20 protein-coding genes and 1 pseudogene are annotated in these 24,915 nt (G+C 65.2%); 9 read left to right on the plus strand and 12 right to left on the minus strand.

The features are described from left to right. Positions 1 to 17: 17 nt before the first annotated feature. Positions 18 to 989, plus strand: coding sequence for an antibiotic biosynthesis monooxygenase (locus AB0M74_RS00840; RefSeq protein WP_364900148.1), 972 nt, complete (start codon positions 18 to 20; stop codon positions 987 to 989). Between the two features lie 15 nt (positions 990 to 1,004). On the opposite strand, the pseudogene AB0M74_RS00845 reads toward AB0M74_RS00840, so the two are convergent. Together AB0M74_RS00845 and AB0M74_RS00850 are read right to left on the minus strand one after the other, a co-directional pair. Next, a pseudogene (locus AB0M74_RS00845) lies at positions 1,005 to 1,322 on the minus strand (copper oxidase); the annotation flags it as partial. A gap of 277 nt (positions 1,323 to 1,599) precedes the next feature. Beyond that, positions 1,600 to 2,295, minus strand: coding sequence for a WHG domain-containing protein (locus AB0M74_RS00850; protein ID WP_364900150.1), 696 nt, complete (start codon positions 2,293 to 2,295; stop codon positions 1,600 to 1,602). A 126-nt stretch (positions 2,296 to 2,421) separates the two neighbouring features. On the opposite strand from AB0M74_RS00850, the gene AB0M74_RS00855 reads away from it, so the two are divergent. Together AB0M74_RS00855 and AB0M74_RS00860 are read left to right on the plus strand one after the other, a co-directional pair. After that, the gene (locus tag AB0M74_RS00855; RefSeq protein ID WP_364900152.1) at positions 2,422 to 3,351 is read left to right on the plus strand and encodes an NAD-dependent epimerase/dehydratase family protein; all 930 of its coding nucleotides are present in this window, start codon (positions 2,422 to 2,424) and stop codon (positions 3,349 to 3,351) included. Between the two features lie 108 nt (positions 3,352 to 3,459). Beyond that, the gene (locus AB0M74_RS00860) at positions 3,460 to 5,199 is read left to right on the plus strand and encodes a GMC family oxidoreductase (protein WP_364900154.1); all 1,740 of its coding nucleotides are present in this window, start codon (positions 3,460 to 3,462) and stop codon (positions 5,197 to 5,199) included. Between the two features lie 8 nt (positions 5,200 to 5,207). Here the strand turns inward: AB0M74_RS00860 and AB0M74_RS00865 are convergent, their stop codons facing one another. Next, positions 5,208 to 5,669: a hypothetical protein gene (locus tag AB0M74_RS00865; RefSeq protein WP_364900156.1), complete on the minus strand. Its 462-nt coding sequence runs from the start codon at positions 5,667 to 5,669 to the stop codon at positions 5,208 to 5,210. 495 nt (positions 5,670 to 6,164) lie between these two features. After that, a complete protein-coding gene (gene car / locus AB0M74_RS00870) occupies positions 6,165 to 9,668 on the minus strand; it encodes a carboxylic acid reductase (RefSeq protein ID WP_364900158.1) in 3,504 nt (1,167 codons plus the stop codon). 167 nt (positions 9,669 to 9,835) lie between these two features. Here car and AB0M74_RS00875 point away from each other — a divergent pair, with 167 nt between their 5' ends. Then, the gene (locus AB0M74_RS00875; RefSeq protein WP_364900160.1) at positions 9,836 to 9,970 is read left to right on the plus strand and encodes a hypothetical protein; all 135 of its coding nucleotides are present in this window, start codon (positions 9,836 to 9,838) and stop codon (positions 9,968 to 9,970) included. Positions 9,971 to 10,051: 81 nt separating this feature from the next. On the opposite strand, the gene AB0M74_RS00880 is transcribed toward AB0M74_RS00875, so the two are convergent. After that, on the minus strand, positions 10,052 to 11,338 hold the full coding sequence (locus tag AB0M74_RS00880) for an NtaA/DmoA family FMN-dependent monooxygenase (protein WP_364900162.1): 1,287 nt from the start codon (positions 11,336 to 11,338) through the stop codon (positions 10,052 to 10,054). 674 nt (positions 11,339 to 12,012) lie between these two features. Between AB0M74_RS00880 and AB0M74_RS00885 the strand changes: the two genes are divergently transcribed. The 4 genes from AB0M74_RS00885 (at position 12,013) to AB0M74_RS00900 (ending at position 15,187) form a co-directional block, all read left to right on the plus strand. After that, positions 12,013 to 12,555: a hypothetical protein gene (locus AB0M74_RS00885; protein WP_364900163.1), complete on the plus strand. Its 543-nt coding sequence runs from the start codon at positions 12,013 to 12,015 to the stop codon at positions 12,553 to 12,555. Positions 12,556 to 12,616: 61 nt separating this feature from the next. Next, on the plus strand, positions 12,617 to 13,294 hold the full coding sequence (locus AB0M74_RS00890) for a hypothetical protein (RefSeq protein ID WP_364900165.1): 678 nt from the start codon (positions 12,617 to 12,619) through the stop codon (positions 13,292 to 13,294). 196 nt (positions 13,295 to 13,490) lie between these two features. Next, positions 13,491 to 14,246, plus strand: a complete 756-nt coding sequence (locus AB0M74_RS00895) for a DUF6882 domain-containing protein (protein WP_364900167.1) — start codon at positions 13,491 to 13,493, stop codon at positions 14,244 to 14,246. Positions 14,247 to 14,329: 83 nt separating this feature from the next. Then, entirely contained in the window at positions 14,330 to 15,187 is an 858-nt protein-coding gene (locus AB0M74_RS00900; RefSeq protein ID WP_364900169.1) for a serine/threonine-protein kinase, read from the plus strand. Between the two features lie 210 nt (positions 15,188 to 15,397). Here AB0M74_RS00900 and AB0M74_RS00905 read toward each other — a convergent pair whose 3' ends face one another. The 4 genes from AB0M74_RS00905 to aztB form a co-directional block, all read right to left on the minus strand. Continuing rightward, positions 15,398 to 16,585 carry a hypothetical protein gene (locus tag AB0M74_RS00905; protein WP_364900171.1) on the minus strand — a complete coding sequence of 396 codons (1,188 nt, stop codon included), beginning with the start codon at positions 16,583 to 16,585 and terminating at the stop codon, positions 15,398 to 15,400. A gap of 259 nt (positions 16,586 to 16,844) precedes the next feature. Then, on the minus strand, positions 16,845 to 18,005 hold the full coding sequence (gene aztD, locus AB0M74_RS00910) for a zinc metallochaperone AztD (RefSeq protein ID WP_364900172.1): 1,161 nt from the start codon (positions 18,003 to 18,005) through the stop codon (positions 16,845 to 16,847). 32 nt (positions 18,006 to 18,037) lie between these two features. Beyond that, positions 18,038 to 18,952 (minus strand): zinc ABC transporter substrate-binding protein AztC, encoded by a 915-nt coding sequence (gene aztC / locus AB0M74_RS00915; protein ID WP_364900173.1) that lies wholly within the window; start codon positions 18,950 to 18,952, stop codon positions 18,038 to 18,040. Then, positions 18,949 to 20,946 (minus strand): zinc ABC transporter permease AztB, encoded by a 1,998-nt coding sequence (gene aztB / locus AB0M74_RS00920; protein ID WP_364900175.1) that lies wholly within the window; start codon positions 20,944 to 20,946, stop codon positions 18,949 to 18,951. The genes aztC and aztB overlap by 4 nt, the downstream gene beginning before the upstream one ends. A 48-nt stretch (positions 20,947 to 20,994) precedes the next feature. On the opposite strand from aztB, the gene aztA reads away from it, so the two are divergent. Next, the gene (gene aztA / locus AB0M74_RS00925) at positions 20,995 to 21,675 is read left to right on the plus strand and encodes a zinc ABC transporter ATP-binding protein AztA (protein WP_364900177.1); all 681 of its coding nucleotides are present in this window, start codon (positions 20,995 to 20,997) and stop codon (positions 21,673 to 21,675) included. 139 nt (positions 21,676 to 21,814) lie between these two features. Here aztA and AB0M74_RS00930 read toward each other — a convergent pair whose 3' ends face one another. From AB0M74_RS00930 to AB0M74_RS00940, 3 genes are all read right to left on the minus strand, one after another. Further along, positions 21,815 to 22,114 (minus strand): hypothetical protein, encoded by a 300-nt coding sequence (locus AB0M74_RS00930; protein ID WP_364900179.1) that lies wholly within the window; start codon positions 22,112 to 22,114, stop codon positions 21,815 to 21,817. Between the two features lie 337 nt (positions 22,115 to 22,451). Then, the gene (locus tag AB0M74_RS00935) at positions 22,452 to 23,687 is read right to left on the minus strand and encodes a lipase family protein (RefSeq protein WP_364900181.1); all 1,236 of its coding nucleotides are present in this window, start codon (positions 23,685 to 23,687) and stop codon (positions 22,452 to 22,454) included. A gap of 345 nt (positions 23,688 to 24,032) precedes the next feature. Then, a complete protein-coding gene (locus AB0M74_RS00940; RefSeq protein WP_364900182.1) occupies positions 24,033 to 24,704 on the minus strand; it encodes a cyclase family protein in 672 nt (223 codons plus the stop codon). Positions 24,705 to 24,915: the final 211 nt, after the last annotated feature.

The following is a 24,915-nucleotide window of genomic DNA, read 5'->3' on the forward strand; positions in this document are numbered from 1 at the left end:
GCCGTGAGGAGATCGTGATGGAAGCCGGAGAGCTCACCGACAATGCCGCGACTGTCATCATCGGCCAGAAAGTCCGCTCTGGTTTCGGGCGGGCCTTCAAGACCTGGCAGCAGGAAGTGAACGACGCGGCCGCGGGCTACGACGGATTTCTCGGCGCCGAGATCGCCGCCCCCACGGCCGCGCAAACCGAGTGGGTGGTGGTCTACCGCTTCGATTCCGTCGCTCACCTGCAGGCCTGGATCAACAGCGCCACCCGTCAGGACTATTTGGACAAGGGCAGGCAATACTTCGACGGCCCCGCCACCCAGCAGGTCATCAGCGGCGGCACGCGACCTACGGATCCACTCGTGACAGTCGTTGTCACCCACCGCGTCAATCACGACTGCGTTGCCGATTTCGTCGCGTGGCAGAAGCATCTGGCCCAGGAGGAAGCGAAATTCGAAGGCTTCCGCGGCAGCGAGCTTTTCCGACCTATCGAAGGCATCCAGGACGAGTGGACCGCGCTCTATCGTTTCGACACCTCGGCGAACTTGGCCAGGTGGCTCACCTCGGACCGGCGCCGGGAGCTCCTCGCCGAGGGCGAGAAGTTCAGCGAATTCCAGTTGCGCACCATCGACAATTCGTTCGGCAGCTGGTTCGCGTTCGACGAGAACGGCAACACCGCTGCCGCTCCGTCGGACACCAAGACGGCAATCGCGGTCTGGGTCGGTCTCTATCCGACCGTCGTGCTGCTCACCCTCGCGTTGTCGCCGTTGAAAATGCCGCTGTGGCTCGGGCTGCTCGTCGGCAACCTGTTGTCCAGTTTCACTATGAGTTTCTTCACCATGCCGTACTACGTGAACCGTCTGCTGAAGCAGTGGCTCCGGCCACCCCCGGACGCACCCGCCGCGAAGACGAACCTCGAGGGCCTGGCAGTTGTCGCCGCACTCACAGTGGCCTGGGTCGTCATCTTCTACGTAGTGACCAGGCAGCTCTGGTCGCTCCCCTGAGCGGGCGGGTACCCGCTAGCGACCGGCCAGGGGTGCAATCCCGGCCGATCCGGGGATTAGGGCAAGCGAGTTCAACAGCCGTGGGACAGGGTCGTGGCACCCGTAGCCGTTCGACTCAGGCTCGTACCATCGGACCTCGCCTCGGTTCTCGCCGAGCCCACTGACGAGCAGATCCGCGCCGACGGTCGTGCTTGTGGTCGCCACCTTTACCGCGGTGCCGTCGATGAAGGGGGCGAATGACATTGTCTCGCTGAAGGAAACTGCGACCGAGTGGTGGTTCGGGCTCTCGGTGTACATGGCGGGTTCGCCGTCGAGCCGCGATCCACTCGACCAACCGGTGACGAGGTCGAGGACTCCGTCACCGTTGAGGTCCGCCATGGCGACCGTTGGCGTGCCTTCGAAGGCGGTGCACGTTCGGATACGCCTGCGGCCCATCGTGAGTCGCGGTCCACTGCGCGCCGAGGCCACCCGCGTCGGGGGGCCGCCTGCCCGGACTGCGCCGACTACCGGTACCGGCTCCCAGGTCGTGGCGTACAGCGGCGTCGGCGGTCCTACTGGCGGGTAGCTGTAGCGTCCGACACATGGCCGGACAACAGTGGCTTGTGCCACATCACGAGAACCCGAGCATATCCACCAGCCGGTCGAGCTGCAGCTCGAACAACTCCGATCGATCGACGAACGTGTCGCGGCCGTACATGTCGAACACATCGAAGCTCACAGCGCCGAACATCGCGCTCCATACCGTGATCCCGCGCGCGAACAGCCAGTCCGGCGCATCCAGCCCGAACTCGATGCGGATCTGTGCGAAATTCGCTGCCAGCGAGGGAGATACGGCGACAGGCCTGGAAGGCTCGGTGAGCAGTCCGCCACGATAGGCCTGACCGTAGATTTGCAACAGCGCAGCGATCACCCGAACTCCCGGAGAGACGGTCTGTTCGGCGGGCGCGTCGTAGCCCGGAACCGGCGTGCCGAAAAGTAGCCCATACCAAGCAGATTCGGCGAGCGCCCAGGTGCGCACGGTCCGGCCGACCACTCGCAGCCGTTGCGCCGGGTCTTCGGGGGCCGCCGCAAGGGCCGCGTCCACGGCATCGCCCAACGCGTTGTAGCCCTCGACAACAAGCAGGGTGAGCAGCTCATCTCGGCTGCGCACATAACGATAGACCGCCGAGGACACGACGCCGAGGTCGCGTGCCACCGCACGCAACGACAGTGCGGCGGCACCGTCGGTCGCCAGATGTTCGCGGCCGATCCGGACGATATCGGCCATGGTTTGCGCCCGGGCCCGTGCGCGGGGAGTAGTCGACACGATTCCACCGTGCATTTCCCGGAGAGCATTGTCAACAACCGTGAGCAATGCTCTTGACAATACAGCGGGACTGCCGCATCCTGTCAAGAAAACGAGAGCATCGCTCTCTAGAGAGTCGGGGAGCCAATGACCGAACTGCACGTCGTCACCGGAGCCGGACCCACCGGCACCACCATCGCCGAGCGCCTGGCCGCCGCGGGTAAGCAGGTGCGGTTGCTCACCCGTTCCGGCAGCGGGCCCGCACACAACCTTATCGAACGGCGAGCGGTGAACGTCACTCTGCCCGAACAGCTTTCGGGCCAATTCGACGGCGCCACCGCCATCTATCACTGCGCAGGCGCCTCGCGCTACGCCGCGAAGACATGGCAGGCCGAGCTACCCCCTACCGAACAGGCGGTCATGGACGAGGCCGGAAAGGCCGACACCGTGGTCGTTTTCGCCGAGAATCTCTATTCCTACGGCAAGGTAGCGGGACCCATCATCGAAACCGGGCCCCGCAATGCCGATTTCGGCAAGCCCGCGGTCCGGACCCAGCTGGTGCGGGCACGGACCGCCCACGCCACCCCCACGGTGAGCGTCGCGGCCTCGGACTTCCTCGGCCCTTACGTGCGCGCCTCAGTGGCGGGCGAACAACTCTTCACCCCCATCCTCACCGGCAAGAAGGTGCAGGCGCTCGGCGAACTCGACGTCCCGCACTCCTTCACCTACGTGCCCGACCTCGCCGCCGCCATGATTCGGGCGGCCGTCGAGGAATCGGTATGGAATTCCTTCCTGCATGCGCCGACCGCGCCGCCGATCACCCAGCGCCAGCTCATCGACGGCATCGCCACCGCCGCCGGTGTCACCGCACCCAAGGTGTCCGCCGCGCCGATCACGTTGATCCGACTGCTGGGCCTGTTCAGCGCGCAGCTGCGCGAGCTCGCGGAAATGAGCTACCAGGTCGCACGTCCGTTCGTGCTCGACTCCACCGACAGCCAGCAGCGGCTCGGCCTGCACCCCACGCCCCTCGACGAGGCCGTCGCCACCACCGTCGCCTGGTGGAAAACTCAGCTGTGAAATGTCACTACCTGCTCATATCCACCCGATGACAGCCCATACTCGGGCGTAACCTACCGAGTAGTAGTGTTAGCGGTGTCACTGGCGACACCGATCGAGGAGCACCACATGGACCAGCGAGAGACGGATTTCGACGTACTCGTCGTCGGTTCAGGATTCGGCGGCAGCGTGACCGCGCTGCGGCTGATCGAGAAGGGCTACACGGTCGGCGTGCTCGAGGCAGGTCAGCGCTACGCCGATAGCGAACTGCCCGAGACCAGCTGGGACCTGCGGAAGTTCCTGTGGGCGCCCAAACTCGGCTGCTACGGCATCCAGCGCATCCACCCGCTGCGCAATGTCCTCATCCTCGGTGGTGCTGGCGTCGGTGGTGGGTCCCTGAACTACGCCAACACGCTGTATGTGCCGCCGGAGCCATTCTTCCAGGATGCACAGTGGCGTGACATCACCGACTGGCGTGCCGAACTGACACCGTATTACGAACGTGCACAGAGAATGCTCGGCGTAGTGCGTAATCCGCACATGACGCCGGCCGACGAGATCTTCAAGGAGGTGGCCGAGGATCTCGGCGTCGGCGACACCTTCGTGCAGACTCCGGTCGGCGTGTTCTTCGGTGAGCCGGGCAAGACCGTGGCGGACCCGTATTTCGGCGGTGTCGGCCCTGAGCGCACCGGCTGCCTCGAATGCGGTGAATGCATGACCGGCTGCCGGCACGGAGCGAAGAACACGCTCGTCAAGAACTACCTGTATCTTGCGGAAAACGCAGGCGCGCAGGTGATTCCCATGACGACGGTCACCGAACTGCGCCCGCTGCCGGACGGCACCTGGGACGTCGCGACCGAACGCACGGGCGCGTGGGTGCGCAAGCGTCCCGCGACATACACCGCTCGTCAGGTCGTCCTGGCCGCAGGCACCCTCGGCACCCAGAAGCTATTGCACGCGATGCGCGACAAGGGTGTGCTGCCCGAACTCTCCGATCGACTCGGCGAACTCACCAGGACGAACTCCGAATCCATCGTCGGAGCGGCGACCAAGAAGGTCACCCCCGGTGTGGATTTCACCAAGGGCGTCGCGATCACTTCCTCCATCCACCCCACCCACGACACGCACATCGAGCCGGTCCGCTACGGCAAGGGCTCCAATGTGATGGGCCTGCTGCAGACGCTGATGGTCGACGGTGGCGGCAGAATGCCACGCTGGCTGCGGTTCCTCGGCGTCGTGTTGCGCAACCCCTTGACCCTGCTCACCTTCCTCAGTGTGAAGAACTGGAGTGAGCGCACCATCATCACGCTGGTGATGCAGCACCTGGACAACTCCATCACGACCTACACCAAGCGCGGCCTGTTCGGCCGCAAGCTGACCAGCAAGCAGGGCCATGGCGAACCGAACCCGACCTGGATTCCGGCGGGCAACGACGTCACCCGCCGGGTCGCCGAGAAGATCGGCGGCATCGCAGGCGGCAGCTGGGGTGAGATCTTCAATATTCCTTTGACCGCGCACTTCTTGGGCGGTGCATCGATCGGCGCAGACCGGGAAACCGGTGTTATCGACGCCTACCACCGGGTATACGGCTACCCGACTCTGAGCGTCGTGGACGGTGCCGCGGTGTCGGCGAATCTCGGCGTCAATCCCTCGCTGACGATCACCGCGCAGGCCGAACGCGCCGCGGCCTATTGGCCGAACAACGGCGAGCAGGACACCCGCCCGGCACAAGGCCTTGCCTACCAACAAATTTCGCCGGTGGCGCCCAGGAATCCTGTCGTGCCCGCAGGCACGCCGACTGCGCTGGTGCTCCCGATCGTCGAGATCCGTACCGGCCGCGGCGCGGCCGACGAGAGTGCGACCGCCTGAATCCGCGCTCAGCTGGGGGGCGCGATCTTGGTGATGACGATCGAGCCTTCGCGATCCGCCACCGTCACGATCTGCCGATAGGTCCGCACAGTCGCAGTGGGACGACTCTCGGTGATCACCACATCGAATCGGCCATCACTCATCGGCACGATCAGGACACAGTGCTGACTGCCGGGCGGAATGGACGCGATACCCGCGTCGATCACCTCGATTTTCGGCACCGCCGCGTCCGGTGTGGTGACCGCCCGCGCTGCCTGTCCCGAACGCTCCACATAGTAGGCGTGCTGGAACGCCAGAATTACCTCCGGCCCGGTTGCGCTCGAACCGATGCCGTTGCCGCGCACCAGCTGTTCGGTCCGGGCCGCCTCACAGCCGGGCCGACCGCCGAGCACCGGATCGACGACCGTCGCTGACTGGCGCGGGTCGGTCGCCGCGGCACTGTAGACCAGCACAATCGCCGCTGTCGCCAATGACCCACCGATCGCGAACGCGCTGAGCCACCACAGTCGCAGCGGTCCGTGGTGCGCGCGATCAACACGCCGCCGCGAGCGGCGTTGGTGGCCGAGGCTCCGCCGTGGGTCCACGCGCTGCGGCGGCTGAAGCCGCCGTGGTGGCTGGAGCCGCTGCGATATGTCGAGACGTTGTGACAGTTCCGATGAGATCATGCCCGGCCACAACGGAACGGCCGACGCCCTACCCCGGCCACGACCCGCCGCGATATGGCCGCCGGACCCGGATGTGTTCGACGACGACATACTTTCGCCACACCCCCTTCGCCGACGCCCGTGGGCGAGCTCGGGATTCCTATGAATGCCGTTGTGCAATAACAAGATTGCACACCTTTGCCGTTTATGCGACCGAATGACCGATAGACTACCGAAAGGTCCACCAGTTATCTTCTGGCACATCATATTTCGGCTGCGCCGAGCCGCCGGCACACGGGCTGAAGTGGTGCCGCACCGCCCTCAGAACAGGCCGCGTTGCCGCAGATCGGCAACATACTTGCGGATCAGCGACGGCGACAAGTGTGGAATATCGTTGTCGGGGCCGATGTTCACGGCCCGCACCGCGGCGGTGAAGCCCTTGGCCGGAATCACCGATCCATCGACGGGCAGGCTGGGACGGCGATAGGCGTCCAGCAACGGCAACAGCGAGGCCTGCCGCTGCCGCTCGGGTAGACCCCGAAGCGCGGTGTCGAAGCGGGCGAACCACTCTCGATAGTCATCGATCCGCCGGATCGGGTGACCCGCCTCGATCAACCAGTCCACGAACACGTCGAGCGAAATACCGTCGGCGTGCGGGTTCAACACATCGAAGGTCTGGAAGCCCGCAGTCGTCTGCGCGCCGAGAGTGGCGATCGCCTCGGCGGTGAAGTCGGCGGGCAGCCCGTCGTAATGCGCACGCTGCCGAACACCGTCGGCAGCTGTCTCGTAGAACGAATACGGCGCGATGCCAGTGGCAAGCAGGCTGATCAACAACCGCGTGAACATGTCGGGTACGTTCAGCTGACCTGCGTAGCGGCTGTGGGCCAGGATCATGTCCGACCGGAAAACGGCGACCGGTAGGCCGCAGAGGTCGTGGGCTTCCCGCAGCAACACTTCGCCCGCCCATTTGCTGTTGCCGTAGCCGTTCGCGTAGCTGTCGTCGATGGTGCGCACTGGACTGATCTCGCGGATGTCGCCGTCTTCCTCGAAGATCGCAGGTGGAATCTGAGCGGCCACCGCAACCGTCGAGAGATAGTTGACGGGCTTGAGTCGTGTGGTGATAGCCAGGCGAACGAGTTCCGCGGTGCCGACAACATTGGGTCCGAACAACTGGCTGTAGGGCAAGACATGATTCACCAGCGCGGCTGGATGCACGATCAGCTCGACGCGGTCCGCGAGACGCTGCCATGTCGTGTCGTCCAAGCCCAGATTCGGTTCTCCGATGTCGCCTGCGACAACCTCCAGGTTCCGGCTCGCCAAATCCCGGAAGTGCCTCAACAGTCCGGCGTCGCCGCTGTCGAACGCCGCCTCGAGCCGTGCGCTCGCCGCGGCCGCGTCACGCCCCCGGACGAGACAGATCAGCGTGCCGCCGGTTCGATCCAGGCGTTCCAACCATTCGAGGCAGAGGAACCGACCCAGATACCCGTTCGCCCCGGTCAACAGCACGGTGCGGGCGGTCGCGGCGCGCGGGAGATCCCGTGCCGCAGCGAGGGTTCGGATGTCGATGAACTTGTCGAGTGTGAGATCACGGGCTCGAGCTCGGTCAACCCCGGAGCCGTGCACAACTGCGACCGTCGGACGTTCGGCCACGGAGTTCTTTACTGCCTCGATATACGCCGCGAGCCGATGGAGATCGTTGGCCGGGCTGGCGATGACGCCGACCGGCACCTCGACACCGAGGATTTCCCCGAGCAGATTCGAAAAGGACAGCGCAGCAAGGGAATCGCCACCGAGGTCGGCGAAGTGAGCGTCTGGCCGCAAATCCGTGGTCGCACAACCCAGCAACGCTCGGGCCGCACGGCCGATGGTGTCGAGCACGGGGAGGTGCGCGGCCGCGCGCCGCAGCGTGAGCAATTCGTTCGCCTGCCCTTCGGCAAGCTCGGCATACAGCTGCTGGAGCCGCGCACCGTAACGCTGGGTGAGCTTGGGCCGCAGCAGTTTACCGATCCCGGAAAGTAGGCCGTTGTCGGTGGTGAACGGCTCGGTCTCGACGAGGAAGTCGCGCGGGATCTCGTAAGAGTTCAGATCGCCTTCTTTGGCGATCCGTTGGAGCGACTCGGCCAGCGACAGCTTCAGCGCACCCGAGTCGGCGGCGGCAAGCGCGTCCGCGACGGGAACGATCACCGCAAGGAGATAGGCGCGTTCGCTACTGCCGTACACGAAGATCTGGCGAATCAGTGGACTATTGGCGAACACGGCCTCGAGATGCGACACGGCCACGAACTCACCCTGGGATAGTTTCAGCACGTTGTTGCGACGATCGACATAGACCAGCCGATCCGGTTCGAGCTCGGCCACGATGTCACCGGTCTTGTAGAAGCCGTCGGCGTCGAAAACTTCTGCGGTGGCCTCCGGCCGTTTGTAGTACCCGGGAATCATGGTCGAGGTCTTCAGCAGCAATTCGCCGCGTGGGTGCGGCTGATCGGTACGGAAGTAGCCGAGTTCGGGCACATCGACAAGTTTGTAGTCGAGCACCGGCGGCCGCCGCACCTGGTTGTCGATCACCAGACCGCCGCCGGCCTCGGTCGAGCCGTAACCGTCGTGCAGATCCAGGTCGAGCAGGGACTCGATGAACACCTTCGTCTCCGCGGCCAGCGGCGCGCTTCCGCAGAGTGCCGTCATGAACCGACCGCCGAAGAACTCTTGCCGCAGTTGCGCTTTGACCTCGCTGTCGAGCGCCGCGAGGTCGATGCCCGGCGTGGTGCGGCGGTCCATCTCGCTCTGATAGCGCTGAAACAGCATCTCGCACACCCGCGGAACGAAGAACAGCTCGGTCGGTCGCACCAACGCGATGTCATCGAACAGAGTCGAAATATCGCTCTTGGCGGCAAAGTAGGCGGTGCCGCCGCGAGCGAGCACCCCGAACAGGGACATGCGCCCCGCGACGTGGCTCATCGGCATGTAGTTGAGATTGATCGCGGACACCGGCGGCGCGCCGAGCCACATCGCTGCTACCAACCGGTCGGTGTACATCGCGCCTTTCGGCGTACCTGTGCTGCCAGAGGTGTAGATGAGCAGGGCCAGCGGATCGTCGTCGGGCTCAGGTACGGCAAGCGGAGCCTGCGGGAGGACGCGACCCTGTTCGAGGACGGTCGACAGTGATCGGACATCCACCGCGCTGCCCGCACGTGCGAGACGACGGCGCGCGGAGTCGAACGCTGCGCGCTGGTCGTCGTCCTCGGGGTGGTAGTCGAATACGATCAGCTGCCGCGGTGGGGTGCCCGCCAGAATACAGTCGACTGCGGCCTCGAGATGCTCCGGAGTCGCGGCCAGAATGCGCGGAGCGGTCTCCGCGATGATGGCCGCCAGCTGGGAGACCGACGCGCTCGCCTGCAGCGGGACGACGACCGCGCCGAGATGTACGCAGGCCAGATCGATTGTGGTGTAGTCGCGACTGGTGAAACCCAGAATCGCCACGAAATCGCCGGTGCGCAAAGGCTGTTCGGAATCTTGGTGCCATGCGCTCGCCACGACGGTCACCCGTGCCCACAGTTCGCCGTAACTGATCGTCTCGAAAGCGGGCAGCAATCGCAGCGAACGACGGCCCGTCGCGGCATCCACGGTTGGCTCCAGGGCGCGCTGCCCGAGGGCGGGGCGGTCGGCATAGGCACTCATGATCGCTGCCACCAGCTGCGCGAGACGCATGTGAGGTTGCCGAATCGTCTCGGTGACGGTGTCGATCGGTTGCGCGTCGCGAATCTGCTGCTCGGAAGCATACAAGTCGGCGATACGTCGCATGAGCCGCTCGCGTGTGTCGGGTGCCATTGCCTGCCTCGTGGGGTCGTTGCTCAACCTTCGGTCGCTTCGTGCGCTCACAACAGACACCTTTGTCCAGCAATACGTTAGCTTGTCTAAGTATTCCAGGACGGGCGCGGATCCGGCAATGGGCGAAATCGGGTGTGGTCGCGGCAGCCGGACCCCAGGTGCGGAAAGTGGACTACGGCCCCGAGAGTTCGGCCTACCGCTTCCGCTATGACGGGCCGGTGTTGCTCGCACATATCAGTGACCAGCACGCTGCACGAACCTGGCCGGAGAATCTCGGCGCCGCTGTCGTCCTACCCGCATAGCCCCCGATTGGCATTCCGGCCGGCAGTCGATCCGGCGTCGGACAGCTGCGCATAATCTGCGCCCAGCCGCCGATCACTGTGTCACAACGGCGGAAGTTCGAGATTCTCGCGGAAGGTTCCGCCGAGGTAGTCGTTCCCGACAATGCCTCGGCGGCGCAATTCGGGAAGTAGTCCGTTGGTGAGGAAGTCACGGGTCCGTGGGTCCTCGAGACCGCCCAGCGAGATGACCTCCAGCACTCCAGCCGAGTAGCGCTCCTCGATCGCGTCCGCAAGCTGCTCCGGAGTGCCTGCCGCGGCCCAGTGTCCGGTGTCTTTGGCAGCGATGATCAACTCGCGCAGGGTTCGGCCCGAGGCCGCGAGTTTGGTGAAGATCTCGACGCGCCCACGTCGACGATTCACCGAGGTCACCTCGGGCAGCAGGTGCTGTGGGATGGGTTTGTCCAAGGGGAGTTCCGAGAGGTCGATGCCGCCGCCGAACATGTCTGCCAAGCGGATTCGACCCGCGTCGAGATCGGTGGCTTCGGCATCCTCGCGGACCAATCGGCGCACCTCATCCTCCGTCGCCCCGTAGGTGGCGTGGAAAGAACTCATGATCAACGGTAATGCGTCGGCGCGGCCGAGTTCGGCCGCGCGGGCGCGCACCGTTTTCGTATAGGTGACGGCATCTTCGAGGGTGGGCAGTGAGGTGAACACGACTTCGGCGAACCGGGCGCCGAGCTCGATCCCACCCGCGGACTGACCCGCCTGGAATTGCACAGGTCGCCGCTGCGGCAGCGGCGGGATGTTGAGCGGCCCTTTCACCGTAAAGTACTGTCCCGCATAGTCGATCGGTCGCACGCGCGTCGCGTCGAGGGCCACGCCGCCGTACCCGTCGGGCGTCAGTGCGCCCGCGTGCCAGCTGTCGAACAGCGCGTTGACCACCTCGAGGGATTCGGATGCCCGCGCGTACCGTTCCTCCGGGGTCGGCAAGTCCTGGTCGCCGTAGTTCTCTTCGCCGACCGACGACGTGACGACGTTCCACGCCGCACGGCCGTTGCTCACATGATCGAGCGTTCCGAACAGCCGCGCCAGGTTGTACGGGTGGTGGAATGTGCTGGTCACGGTGGCAATCAAACCGACGTCCGTGGTCACCGAACTCAATGCGGACAGATAGATCAGCGGCTCCTGTGCGCCGATCGCGCCTTGCGCACCGAAGCTGAGCAGGTCGGCGGCGAACAGGGCATCGAACTTGTTGGCCTCCGCGATCTTCGCGATCTCGATGGAAGACGCGACAGTCGATTGCTGTGGATCCATAGCGGCCGCATACACACTTACGGCGCCACTGACTCCGGTGACCGTCTTCAGTGTCCGGCGTCGGACAGCACTCATCGTCTCTCATCCCGTCACGAAATCGACAGCGACTTCCGCGCTCTTCTGTGCACGCGAACACGGCAGCCCGGCCACCGGCACGACCCGGCACCTCGTCGAGTCCAACACTCGTCGCGCTCTGCGACGATGGTTCGGATCAGCCGAATTCAAATGACACGGGTGCCCAGATCCCCGAGTGGGTACAAGACCATTACGACGCAACACAAGTCGGCACCGCGATGGTCCACGACCGCGCCCGGCCGACCGGCTCCGATCCACCTGTCCAGGGTGTCCGCACCGCAACGGCGCGAGGCGGACACCCGCTCGGTGGCCACGTGAGGCGACTGTGAGCGAATCAGTGGCGTAGCCCACAACTCGCCTCTCGTAACCCGGCACCGGGTCGTCGCCGAACAGCGCACCCCTCAACTGGAATTGCCTGGAAGGCAGGCTATTCGGGCCTGTCCGTGAAGGCCGCGGATACCACTGCGGCAGAGGGTGTTTCGCATCGACTTACGCAATCACACCACTCGTCGGAACTTTCTCGTTGATGCGGCCGACCCATAAAACGCACTTCGAACCCTGACCGAACGTGCACTGGTCGAACCGAACCCAGTACCCATCGATGGCACCGCACGCTGTCGCACACCTCTCGGTCGAACCGGACCGAGGAACCCGAGTACGAGAAACGAGAAACTGTGAACACTGTCTCCCGAGCAGCCGCGATTGCCGTATTGGCAATCGCCGCGACGGGCGTCACCGCCGGTATGGCAGCGGCCGCACCCGCCGAGCCTCCCGCACCGGTGGCAGCGCCCTCCTTCAGCAACGAGAACACCGATGTCCTTGCCACCGTGCACGGTACAGAGCATATGACGCCGAACACCGGCGGTGTGGATCGGAATGCGGAAATCGACAAGGCGGTCGAGACGGTCACCGAGGCGTTCAATCACGCCAGCGCAGATGGTCGCATGATCGGCACGGTCGCGGGCGTCGTCGTCGGCTGCCCGCTCGGCGCGGTAACCGGAGGCACCCTGACCGTGCTCACCACGGCCGGCGTGCTGACCCCGATCGGCGTGGTCGGCGGTTGTATCCTCGGCGGCCTCACCCTGGGTGGCCTCGGCGGCACCATCGGCGCCGCGATCACCGGTCTGCCCGCACTCGCCGCCACCGCGAACGAGCAGTACAACGCGCTGCATGCCAAAGGGTTCGTCGCCGCACCGATCGATACACCCGCTCCTTAGTCCTCGGCCTGCCGCCGAGGGCGGTATGGCCTCCGCACCACAGCTGGAAGCGAGCATTCTCATGAAATACCCCACTCGGGCAGCCACCGTCACCGCACTGACCGCCGTGGCCGTTGCGATCGCGGCGGGCACCGCAGGCGCCGATCCGGCGCAGGCTTCCGACGCCCACACGGTCTCCGTCGAAGTCATGCCCGGTGTCGAATTCACCGGAGCGGCGTCGGACAATTCGTCCGTCCTCGACACACCGATCGGGTCGGTCACGATGCGCGACGGTCAAGTCGCGGTGCAGGATGCAGCCCAGCGGCCGATTCTCGGCACGCCGTTGGACACCGCGGCGGGCAGTCCGGCCGAATCGGTGACGATACCGGCCGCGCCCATCGCGACCGGTCAAGGCGACCTCCTCGCCGACATGCATCAGGCATGGCACCAGGCAGGACCGTACACCGGGCTCGCAGCCGGCATCGGTGGCACCGCAGGCGCTTTCGCGGGCATGGTCGTCGGCTGCCCGATCGGCGCGGTCACCCTCGGCAGCATGGCCACCGTCATGTCGGCGGCTGTACTGACCGTGCCTGCCATGATCGGCGGCTGCTTGGCAGGCGCAGGTACCACCGCCGCTTTCGGCGGCATGGTCGGTAGCGTCGCAGTCGGTGTGCCGGTCGGCATCGCCGTTGCCGTCGACAAGTACAACCAGATCCAGGCCAAGCGCGCCAACGGAACCGACGCGGCACCGCTGTCCTGACCACGCCGACGCCACTGGTGCGGTCATCACCGGATGACCGCACCAGCGTGCATATCAGGACCGCTCGCTCAGCACTGATCCCCCGGCCGCATCGGTCGCGCACCGCTCGGTGCGATACATCGACGCGGCACCCGACCTGGCGCACCAACCCGGTCGGTACCGGAGACCGGGACTCGCGTTGACTACGCTGTTGCGAATGCCCGAATCTGTGCCACTGACGAGGCTCCTCGACGATGCGGGGCTGCTGTCGCTCGAGCACCGGATCCACCTCGAAGATGTGCTCGGCACACATGTCTGGCAAGCCGATCTCGAGGGACGTCGACTCGAATTCATCGGCGAGCATCAGTCATTCGAATGCACCGACGTCCACCTGCTCGGCACCGCCGACGCCGAGACGTGGTTGTGGGGATGGGCAAATCCCTGGGGCTATCCGCCGTCACTGATCGAGGCGGCGAGGACAGTGCGCGAGTTCGGCTTCCAGTACGGAGTCGCCGAATTGTGTGCGGCGGAAATGCCGATCGCCCTCGCGGGCGCGGCACCGGAGCCCCACCAGGTGGCCACTCTCCTGGCGGACGCCGCGAAGATCGTCTGCGGACGCTGGAGTTCCTACTGCGGCGTCACCGACGGCACCTACGTCGCGTTTCTGGTCGACCATCCGGCGTTCCTGTTGCCACCACCCACCGCGTCCGGCCTCGCGCGCGTCATGGCACACGGCGTTCGCGCACTGCCGCTGACAGATCATCGACGCGCCGCACACAGCTACCTGACCCGACGCGGCCTGCGCACCGCATTCCTCGACGACTACGTCTTGCTCGCATTCAGCGGCCACGGTGTCGAAGGTGACATCGAATTCGATGCTTCCGGCCATATCGCAAACCTCGACATCCGAATGGTCACCGATCGCATCCCCCTGCCACCCGGGTCGAACGCGCAGTCGGCCCACGTGTACTAGATCCGCGTGCTCCCAGGTGGTCAACCGACCGCCACGCAGACCGTCGGCCGTGCAATTCCGCCAGTCCGTTCTAGGCTGTGACGGTGTCGCTTCAGCCAGGTGCCCAGTTCGCGGGCTATATCGTTCGCGCGCCGCTCGGCAGGGGCGGCAGCAGCGATGTGTATCTCGTCGACGATCCGGCGCGCTCGGGTCGGGCGGTGCTGAAGATCCTCGACCACCCGGCGACCGACTTATCCAGCGCACGAAAGCAATTCCGCTATGAGTTCGATATCGCCGGCACACTGCGTCACCCCAATGTCGTGGAGATGCTCGAGTATGGAGAGTTCCAGGATCAACCGTGGATGACCTACACCTATCGCGAAGGCGAACCCGGTTCCGGCCTGCTTCCGCGGCGACATGAAGAGATCGATCTGGCACGAATGCTCCCGGCGCTGGCCGGCATCGCCGCGGGATTGGACTACATCCATCAGCACAACGTGGTGCATCTCGACGTCAAACCGCACAATATGCTCATCGGCCCGCAGGGCACGGAGGCGGTGTTGACCGATTTCGGGATCGCGCACCGGCTCAGTGACAGTTCGCCGCTCGCCGGACCCGATGGGCTGGTGCCCGTATCACTCCCGTACGCAGCACCGGAGGTGCTGCGCGGCAAGCCGGTCTCCCCCGCGACAGATCAATATTCGCTGGCCTGTGCAATGGTCGAGTTCTTCACCGGCCGCCCGCCCTTCCCACTACCGACTCAGTTCGCGATCGCCGATGCGCATCTGTGGGGCATTCCCCCCGACGTGTCGTGGCGACGCCGGTGGATCCCGCACGCCGTCGACTCGATATTGAACAAGGCATTGGCGAAGGATCCGAACGCGCGATACGACTCGTGTGCGGAACCGATCCGCCTGATCACTCGGGTATTGCGTGACGTGGAACCACCGAAACACCACTGACGCACGCAGTTCCCCTATTCCGATCGGTGTTCCCGGCCGGGGTGTTGCCGAGGCAGGGACCGAGAGGAAAGCGCAGCGGCCCGACGTGGCCGACATCGACCGCCAGCGTGTGCCCATGGCCACTTGCGAAGAGCGCCCGCTGCTGTTCCTCGATGTCGACTGGCCGAATCGTGGACTCGGCCGCATCCACCAACCGACTACCGTCGCAACTCAAGCCCACGGCGGCCGATGGAAACCTGGTGAGGCCGCAGTGATACACAGTGCGCCGACACCTTGATCGGACACGGTGAACTCGTACCAATCAGGAGTACGCGCATGGCCGATGATTCCGTGGTCGCCGTCGGTGGTGTGGACACTCCAACCGCGCTTGCGCCATTCCACTATCACCATTTCGAGGTAGGCGGCGGTTGTGTCCGCAGGCAAACCCGCGAGCCAGTAGCGCGCATCGAGACGGTCGACCTGATAGACGTTTCCGGCCTCATCGTCGAAGGGCAGGATCAGTTCGCCGTCCATGCCGTGCTGGGGACGTAGGGTCGGCCCGCCCGGCAGAGCGTCGAGCAGGTCGGCGAGATAGTCACGAATCTGCTCGCGCGCGGTCGACTCGTCCAGCGAGCGATTCCATGAGACCGCCCTGGCCACGGGTTCCAACATCGGAAGTAGGCCATCATGAGCGGTGATCTCGGCCAAGTGCGGGAGCTTGTCGCGACTGAGCACGAACCCCTTGCTCATGAAGGCGTCGAAGGTCGAATCGAAGGGCTGCGGGCTATCGATATTGCCGCCGAGCGCGAAGCCGATCGTGCCCGCAGGCAGGTCCGGCGACACGCAGTAGCGGATGTTGCTGATGGCATCGGCGACGAGGACCACCCGGCTCGGCGAGATCTCGATGTCTCCATCCCAGTTGTGGACCACCGCGTCGCCGACGCCGAGCTCGGCGTAGGTAACCATGTCGCGTGGGCGCAGCGGGCCGAACGACTCGCCTTCAGGGGCGGTGAATCCAGCGTGGACGGTGTGCAGAAATGCGCGCAGCGGCTCCGGCAGACAGTCGAAGAACGGCGGCTCGCCTGCACCGAATGTGCTCGGATCCCAACCGATCCGGATAGCCGGTGGCTGGTAGTCCCGGCGCAATACGTAGAGCAGTACCCAATCACCGCGCAGCAGCGCCACCCGAACGTCGACGAGGCACTCCCCCAGTAGGGCACTGAACCTCGGCATCACGTTGAGAAAATCTAGATTCCATTGCGCGACTGCGAGATCCCGGCGGTCCTGCGGCCGCATGGCCCGCGCGATCGCCTGCCACCGAGGCGGCACATGTTCGACAGTGGGCGAACCGGGCTCGACGAGATCGGCGACCGCTGGTCGTAATGCATCGATGATCTCGGCGGGGCCGATCTCCTCCATACGAATTCCATCCTTCGGTGCGTGAGGCAGAACCTTTCAACGTACTTCGACATTCGCCGCGTCCGCCCCCATAGCTGGGAACTCCGATGCCCGGATCGGCTATGTCGCCGAGGCTTACCGGTTGCTGGCGAACCGTGCGTTAGCGCAACCATTCCCGCTCGGTGGCGGGCTGCGTCAGGCCGAGTAGAGGACTGCGGTGGGCTGCTCGGCTCGTCGGAAGCCGCTCGATGCCCGGTTCGAGCAGTGGCCGACGCTCGACTCAGTGCTCAGTGACGCCGCTGAGCTCATTCGGGGCGGCGTCCAAGGTGATGCTCGCTGCGACGGTGCCCGTCGCAAGGTCGATGCGGTGGACCTTCTTGCTGGCCGGGTCGGAGACATAAGCCGTCCCGCCGCGTGCGAAGAGCGCCGGGCGGGCCTGCTGCCACTGCAGCGGTTCCTGCCAGGCATCGATGACCGGGATGGCGCGGGTGACGGTGCCCGCTGCGGGATCGATCACATGGATGCGACCGTCGGTGCCGAGTACCAGCGCTTCGCCCTGCGGGCCGCGGGCCAGCGATCGGAAAGTGTAGCTGGTGCCGAGATCGACCAGTCGGAGTGTGCCGGTGGCCGTGTTGATGAGTGAAATCTGCTGTGGGCGTTCGAGTTCGGCGTCCTTGTCGTGCTTGTAGTCACCGAGCACGATCGAAGAGACAGCGCTGCCCGCGGCGTTCCCGATACGGCCGTATGGGGTCGGGCTGGTCACCTTGGTGATGACACCGTCGCGGTAGACCAGAACACCTGTCTGGCATCCGATCACGACTGCCTCGTCTTCGGCGGCGGCTTCCCCGTGCACGCCGGGGCAGTCCTCATTACGGGCGATTTCCCTGCGGTCCTTGTCGAGCACCGCGATGCCGACGCGCTTCTCCTCGGTGCCCAGCGTGATCACCAGTTCACCGTTGGCTAGTTCGACACCAACGCCGTGATGCGGTGCGGCGGCACGGTAGACGGTCGTCGTCGGCTTCTCTCCACCGAGTTTCGCGGGGTCGAAGGAGGTGACTTCGCCGGAGCCGTCCGCAAACAGAACCGTACGCCCCGCGTGCCGCACGACGTGGCCCGGCTCGGCAGCGGGGAAATCGGTGCCGGTGAACTGAGCGCCGACCGCGTCGAATACCCGGAAGCCGTCCTTGGTCGACACGATCAGATGACGATGATCCCCCGCCGGATTCAATCGGTTGAACCCCGCGAGTTTCGCCTCGCCCGTCTGCGCGAGGGTCACCGCGTCCAGGACATAGATCCCGCCGTCATAGGTCACTGCGATCGGCTCGCCACCCGAGGCGGACACCTTCTTCGAGTCGTCCGCGCCGCAGCCTCCGAGGACGACCACCGAAGCGATGAGCCCGGATATGACCGCTGATGTCGTTGCTCGTGATCGAATATGCATTACTACTCCAGTTCTCGTGCGGTATGCCACATTCACGCGGTGAGCCCGCGCGCGATCGCCTCGGTGTTGATGCGCATCATTTCCAGGTAGGCGCCGGCGCCCGCACCGGGTTCGGTGAGCGATTCGGTATACAGCCCGATGACCTGCACATGCACGCCTGCCTGTTCGGCGAGGACGCGGGCGAGCCGGTCTGGTTGCGATGAGCCGACGAAGATCGCGGGGACACCGGCGGCTCGGATCGCGTCGGCAAGGCCTTTGAGGTCGGACGAACTCGGCGACGCGAGCGTCGTCCCGCCGGGAATCACCGCGCCCACCACCCGGAAGCCGAAACGGTCTGCCAGATATCCGAATACGTGGTGATCGGTCACCAGTTGGCGGCGCTCTACCGGAATCGTGGCGAACCGCTCGGTCATCCAACGGTCGAGCTGATCGATCTCGGCCAGGTAGCGATCGGTCCTGGTCCGGAGGACTGCGGCATCGATGCCGCCGACATGCTCGATGATCTCGGCACTGATCACCTCGACGGCCTTGCGCGTCCGCTTCGGATCTGTCCAGAAGTGGGGATCGGCACTGCTCGCTGATTCGTCGGAGGCGTAGCTGAGCGGGTCGAGGTGATCGGCGACGGCGACCGTTGGGACACCGGCATTTTCGGCCGCCGCCACGTTGCGGATAACCCCTTCCTCCAAGCCGAGTCCGTTGTGCACGACCAGAGCGGCACGGTCGAGCAGTGCCGACTGTTTGGCAGATATCGCGAAAGAGTGCGGGTCGGCATCGGCAGGCATCAACACCGTGACTTCGGCGGCGTCACCGACGATTGCGCGCGTCAGATCACCGAGAATATTGGTGGTGACCACGATTCCGGCTCGCTCACCGCTAGTTGTCGCGCAGGCGGCGACCACCGGCAGCAGCATCGCCAAGACCGCGGCTATGCGCGTCACGGTTTTCATTCGCCGGTCTCCACCATGAGTGTCGGGTCGATACCGACGGTGAATGTGCGTGCCAGGCGTAGGTTGTCGTTGTAGGCGATCTCGTAGACCTTCCGTCGAGCCGCGTCGTTGACATAGGCGCGATTCGAATCGACCCGGATCACCGGCGGTATGGTGTTGTCGGCCAACGGCTCCAACAGTGCGATTTGCGCTGTCTCCCTATGACTTTCGGGATCAAAGCTGCGCAGCACTCCGTCTCGCGTCAGCACCAGCAGTGACGATCCCTCCCCCGCCGTGTTCACGGCCCGCACCGACCCGACCGACGCGAACGTCCACATCTTCTTGCGGACATCCAGCGTCCAGATCCCCTGCTGCCCGGACTTGGCGGTAAGCGTCGCGCTGCCAGGACGGTGAGTGAACTCCATCGCACGATCTGCTTCGACCACGTCTCGCGGGTAACCGATCTTCGCGCCGGTGAACACTCCGTCTTGGCGGGTCACCACCAAAGCCCCATCAGCACAACCGAAGACGACGCCGCGACGGGTCACCGCCCGACCGTGCGGGTTGATGCAGGGCTCTGCGACGGCCGTCACCTGCGCGCCGTCGCGGGCGCGAACCTCGACTCGCCCACTCGGGACCGCGACCAGCAGATGTTCGGCGTAGGGCACCACGCTACCGTCGGCGATCCGGCCCCGTTCGGAGACCGTCCCGCGCTCCAGGGCAAGCCGGTCGAGCAGGAGTGTGGGACCGCTCTCGAACGCCACCGCGACCACGGCACCGTCGCTGAGCACACCTGCCACCCGGCCGCCCACGATGGCGCCGATACCGCGGGCCGACGCGCGGTAGTAGTGGACGTGATCGCTGTGGTCGACCGTCCATCCACCGCTGTCCACGACATGTGCCGAATCCGCCGAGCCGACAAAGGCGAACCGCCCGTCGCCCGCAATCCCACGCGCGCCCTCGGCCCGACCGACCTCGACGACCTGCCCGGTGATCAGGTCGAGCACCTCGATGGCGCCGGTTCGCTCGTCGGCCAGGATCAGACGCGACTGCGCATCCGCAGTCTCCTCGGCTCCCGCCACGTAACCATGCGGCGTTTCCGCCGGCTGCCGACTCTCGGCGCCGATACCGCACCCTGCCAGTGGCACCGAAGCGACCGCACCTGCCGCCAAGGCGGCATAGCGAACACCCCTGCCGCGCAGCCGATCACGCAGTCCCGCAGCCAGCGCCGAGAAGAAGAACACCCCCACAGCGACCGTCGCGATCGTCGCACCGCCCGCGGTTCCGGCATGCCACGAAATGATCAGTCCGACAACGGTGGACAACGCGCCGAGCAATGCCGCAACGAACATGACCGCCGGAATACGATCCGCCCAATATGTCGCGGCCGCGGGCGGGGCGATCAGCAGCCCGAAGACCAGCAGAGTGCCGACGATATGGAACGACGCGACGATCGCCAGCGTCACCAGACCAACCAACGCAACCTGCGCGAGTCGCGGGCGCAGACCGAGTGTGTGCGCCTTGCGCGGGTCGAAGGTAAGCGCCACGAAACCGCGATGGCCGAGCATCGCGACCGCCACCGCAACGATCAGCGCGACAGCCAGATACCACAGATCTCGCTCACGCACGGCCAGCACATCACCGAACAAAAACCCGGTGAGATCTACGGCGAACGACTGTGAGCGGGAAACGATGATCACCCCTGAGGCGAGCATGCCCACGAACAGCAGCCCGATCCCAGTGTCGGCGGACAGCCGTCGATTGCGTCCGACTGCCGAGACACCGAATGCCATCGCCGCACAACTGATCGCGGCACCGAGGACCAGATTGCCGCCCAGTAGCGACGCCACGGCGACTCCGGGCAGCATGCCGTGCGCCATCGCGTCACCGAGAAATGCCATGCCGCGCACTACGACCCAAGTTCCGGCCAGCGCACAGATACAGGAGACGAGCAGGCCGCCCCACAATGCCCGTTGCACGAAAGCCACCTCGAACGGGGCGAATAGCCAATCCATGGTCGGCCACGATATGATGAAAACGATTATCATTACAAACGAGGTGACATGTCCCACACTCCCGTCCCGGCCGCGCTGCGCATCAGCGGACTATCCGCCGGCTATTCCGGCGGCCCGGTCCTCCACGACCTGACTACCGCCATCCCGTGCGGCCGCGTCACCGCCGTAGTCGGGCCCAACGGGTCGGGAAAATCCACGCTGCTCGGCGTCATCGCGGGCGTCATCACGCCACGAACAGGGACCGTGTGGCGACGATCGACGGAGCGGCCCGCATTCGTCGTGCAGCACACCGCGATCCCCGCAACACTGCCGCTCACCGTCCGCGAGACCGTCGCCATGGGGCGCTGGGCGCACCGCGGTCCATGGCGGTGGCTGTCCCGGCAGGACCGCAACATGGTGCACGCCTGCATGGAACGACTGGATATCACCGACCTCGCGACCCGCCGCCTGGACACCCTGTCCGGCGGACAACGCCAGCGAACCCTGGTCGCTCAAGCACTCGCCCAGGAAACGTCGCTTCTCCTACTCGACGAACCCGCCGCCGGACTGGATTCGGCAGCACAGCAAGAGATCTCCCGCGCAATCGGCGAGGTCAGCAGCCACGGCGTCACCGTAGTGCAGGCCACCCATGATAGGGACGAGGCGATGCGCGCCCACCATTGTCTGCTCCTGCGGGACGGCATGTTGATCGCCGAGGGGAAGCCGTCTGCCGCACTATCCGAGCGCTGAATCGACCTCCATTCACCGGACTTTCGCGACGCGGGACACCCACCGATAAACTGCGCCTTCTCCGCAACGTCCGACGAGGACGTCCAAGCGACCGTATCCAGCCCCTGCACACCGACATTGATCTTTCGCTGAACGCTTGTTATCCGAACGCGCCAGTCGAACGGATGACCCACAGCACCAGGAAGGTGAGCACGTGCGCGAAGCACAGGACATGATCCCGAAAGATGGACCGGGACAGGCGCGTCTGTTCCGCGCATGTATCGCAGCGCCTGCCGAGTCGCACCGCGTTGGGCACAACTCGGGTGAGCGCCAAGAGGATCGGGCCACCCGCGAGTAGCGCCGACAAGATCCGCAGCCAATCCGGATCGTCGCCGCGAAAGCCTTGAATACCCAACGCGCACAACAGAATAAGCATGACCCCTGCGATCAGCAGACTCATCGGCTTTTGAGGTCGTTATCGCCCGCGATAGTACTCAGCGATGGACGCGAGCACAGGTTCGGTTAGCTCTCCCCGACGCCCCCGCACCTGGACATCGAAGATCAGGTCCATCCATAAGGTCGACAGCAGACACCCAGAGAGGGCTACACGCCTGTCGCGTCCGACCGACCTTGGTTGAGGCACCTATCTCGTGATCATTTGCCGGTCGGGTCGCCGCCCCACGGGACTGCCACCGGCCTCGCTCGCTTGCGTCTACTCGGAGTGGCGCCAGCTCGGTGCGATGGTTGACCGTTGCCACCTCGCACCGAGCCACTACCAGCGACCAGGCCCGTCGATCTCAACAAACGACGGGCGCGGGCTCGCCGCGAACCCGGCCGTCGAGCCACTGCATTACCGCAGGGGCGCCCTGTGCCGCCGCGGACAAATGTTCGGGCGCGGACACCAGCATCGTCTGCAACTGCACCCCGGCCGCGCACCAGCGGCGATCGGTGTTGTTGACGGCGTCGACCGGAATCAGCGGATCGCTCGGCGAATGCCATTCGAACATCGGTATTTCCGGCACCCCGGCGTAGAGATCCAGACTGTTCTCCTCCACCACCGACCGGGCCTCGGGACTGTCGAAGACCGAGGTGCTGGTGACGTACTCACGAGCGCTGCCGTTGGCGCCGATGGCGAGGATATTGTTGGTGCAGCTGTTGGCCATGGCGTCACGGAGCGCGAGGCCACGCGGGTTGAGATACGCGCTGGTCGGCAGACGGTCCGGGTACTCCCGTTCCAGGCCGATTGCCGTTGCCATGGCCAGCCCGAAGGCCGGGTGCGGCTCGAAGCCCAGCGCCTGCGCCATCGTCACCAAGTTCGCCGGGTAGCCGCCGATGGCCGCGCCCACGAGCTGCAGCTCAGTTGCATATGACGGCTGCAGCGCTGCCGCCCATGCAGTGGCCAGGCCACCACCGGAGTAGCCGGCCATCACCGCTGGGCTGTGCTGCACGGCGAGCTCGGGCAGCCGCTTCACCGCCCGGATGCCGTCCAGTACGATTTGGCCACCCAAACGCCCGGCTCCGAGAGCGAACTGCGGTCCGAGATGATCCGGCAGCGCGACACTCCAACCTCGCTGCAGCACCGCATTCAACATCGGCGTCGTCGCCGTCAGATTCAGATCGCTGTTGTACAGCGTGTGCGATATCGCGCAGCCGGTACCGAGCGAATTGATGAAATGCTGATACGACAGCAACGGCGCGTCGGGCCGGTGCCCGACGGGGGTAAGGATCGTGGTGGTCGCCGCGATGGGCGCACCGTGCGTGTCCGTGGACCGGAACTTGACCAGTGAGACGGTGGCACCGGGGAATAGGGGTAGCGGCGGCATTCCCCGCACGTCGAGCACGTCACCGGGTCTGTGCGCTTCCAGATCCGCCGGGGCGGCGTAGAACGGGTCCGGATCGGGTTGCGGATATATCGGTCCCGCGGTTGCCGTTGTCGTCAGCAGCAGCGCGAGTGCCACGCCGCCGACTACACCGAAGACATGGGCCCAACCGCTGCGCTTACTGCCAAGGGAAGGAAGAAACGGACGAGTCAAGACCTTGACCTCCAAGGGTTGTGCGTGGCATTCGTCGATCAGCCAGGCTGAATTCAAGCGTTACCGCTGGCAAACTTACAGCGACACACTGAATCGCGAGCCGAATATGTCGAAAAACGACGCTTCGCCTCCCATGCGGTCCCGGGCCGGTAGCACTGTCGCCGAGCTTTTCAGAGCAACACCGCGGATACGTCGCGCCGAGATGGCCTGGAACAGTGGGTAAGCGCAGCGTCGAAATCCGGGGGGTTCGGCTTCGCGGGACATCACTTCGTAGCGGGCCGGTTCGAAGGAATGCGGTCCGTCGGCAGACGGTAGGCCGCGTCCCAGCTCGGGTCGCAATACTGATCAGCTGACGACGCCGCCGGCATCTGTCCACGCGACAGCCCGCAGCGGAAACGAGCCCATCCCGCGCACTGGCGCAGGCAGTGCGACCAGCCTGGCACCGGTGTCGGGAACCGCGTCCAGATTCGTCAAATGCTCGATGATCGGGATTCCCGCAGCGAGCAGAGTGTGGTGGCACGGCCGCGTCGGCAGGGACGTGTCGTCGACGTCGAGCGAGTCGATTCCGACCAGCGCCACATTGGCGGCGACCAACGCATCCGCGACTTCGCCGACCAGGAACGGATGCCCAGGGCCCCGGTATTCGGACGAACCCCACCGAGCCGACCACCCGGTGTGGACGAGCACCGCTTTGCCCCACAGCCGCGCCGGGTCGCCGAGCACATCCGGTCCCACCACGCGGACCCCCGCCACGCGGATCATCACGATCGGCACATTGAACAGCCGCTCCAGCGGCAGCTCGGCGATATCGGCACCATCGGCGTGGAAATGGAAGGGCGCGTCGATATAGGTCCCGGTTTTGCCGACCATATCCACGCGCGCGATGTCATAGGTCATGTCGATCAGCGGCGACTGCTCGCGCGAAATATCGGTGGTTACTCGCGGTCCGGGCAGGCTCGGATAGGTGAGCATGCCATCCGAGATCGGATGGGACAGCTCCCACATCGCCTTGCTCATGCTAGAGACCGTACCGGCCGGTCCCGCTGTGACCGGCGAGCTCATACCCAGTGCCTGATCGACAGGGCGAACTGCCGGCAATCGCTCACCGTCTTGCCGAGGTCGCCGCGTACCGGCCCTGTACACGCCACGTGTCCCCCGTCATGATCGTGGTCGGCTTACTCCTCGGAGGCGGGCTGTTCTTCCTCCGCCTACTGAAATTCAACCGCGA

The organism is Nocardia sp. NPDC051463 (assembly GCF_040681975.1).
Classification (GTDB): domain Bacteria; phylum Actinomycetota; class Actinomycetes; order Mycobacteriales; family Mycobacteriaceae; genus Nocardia.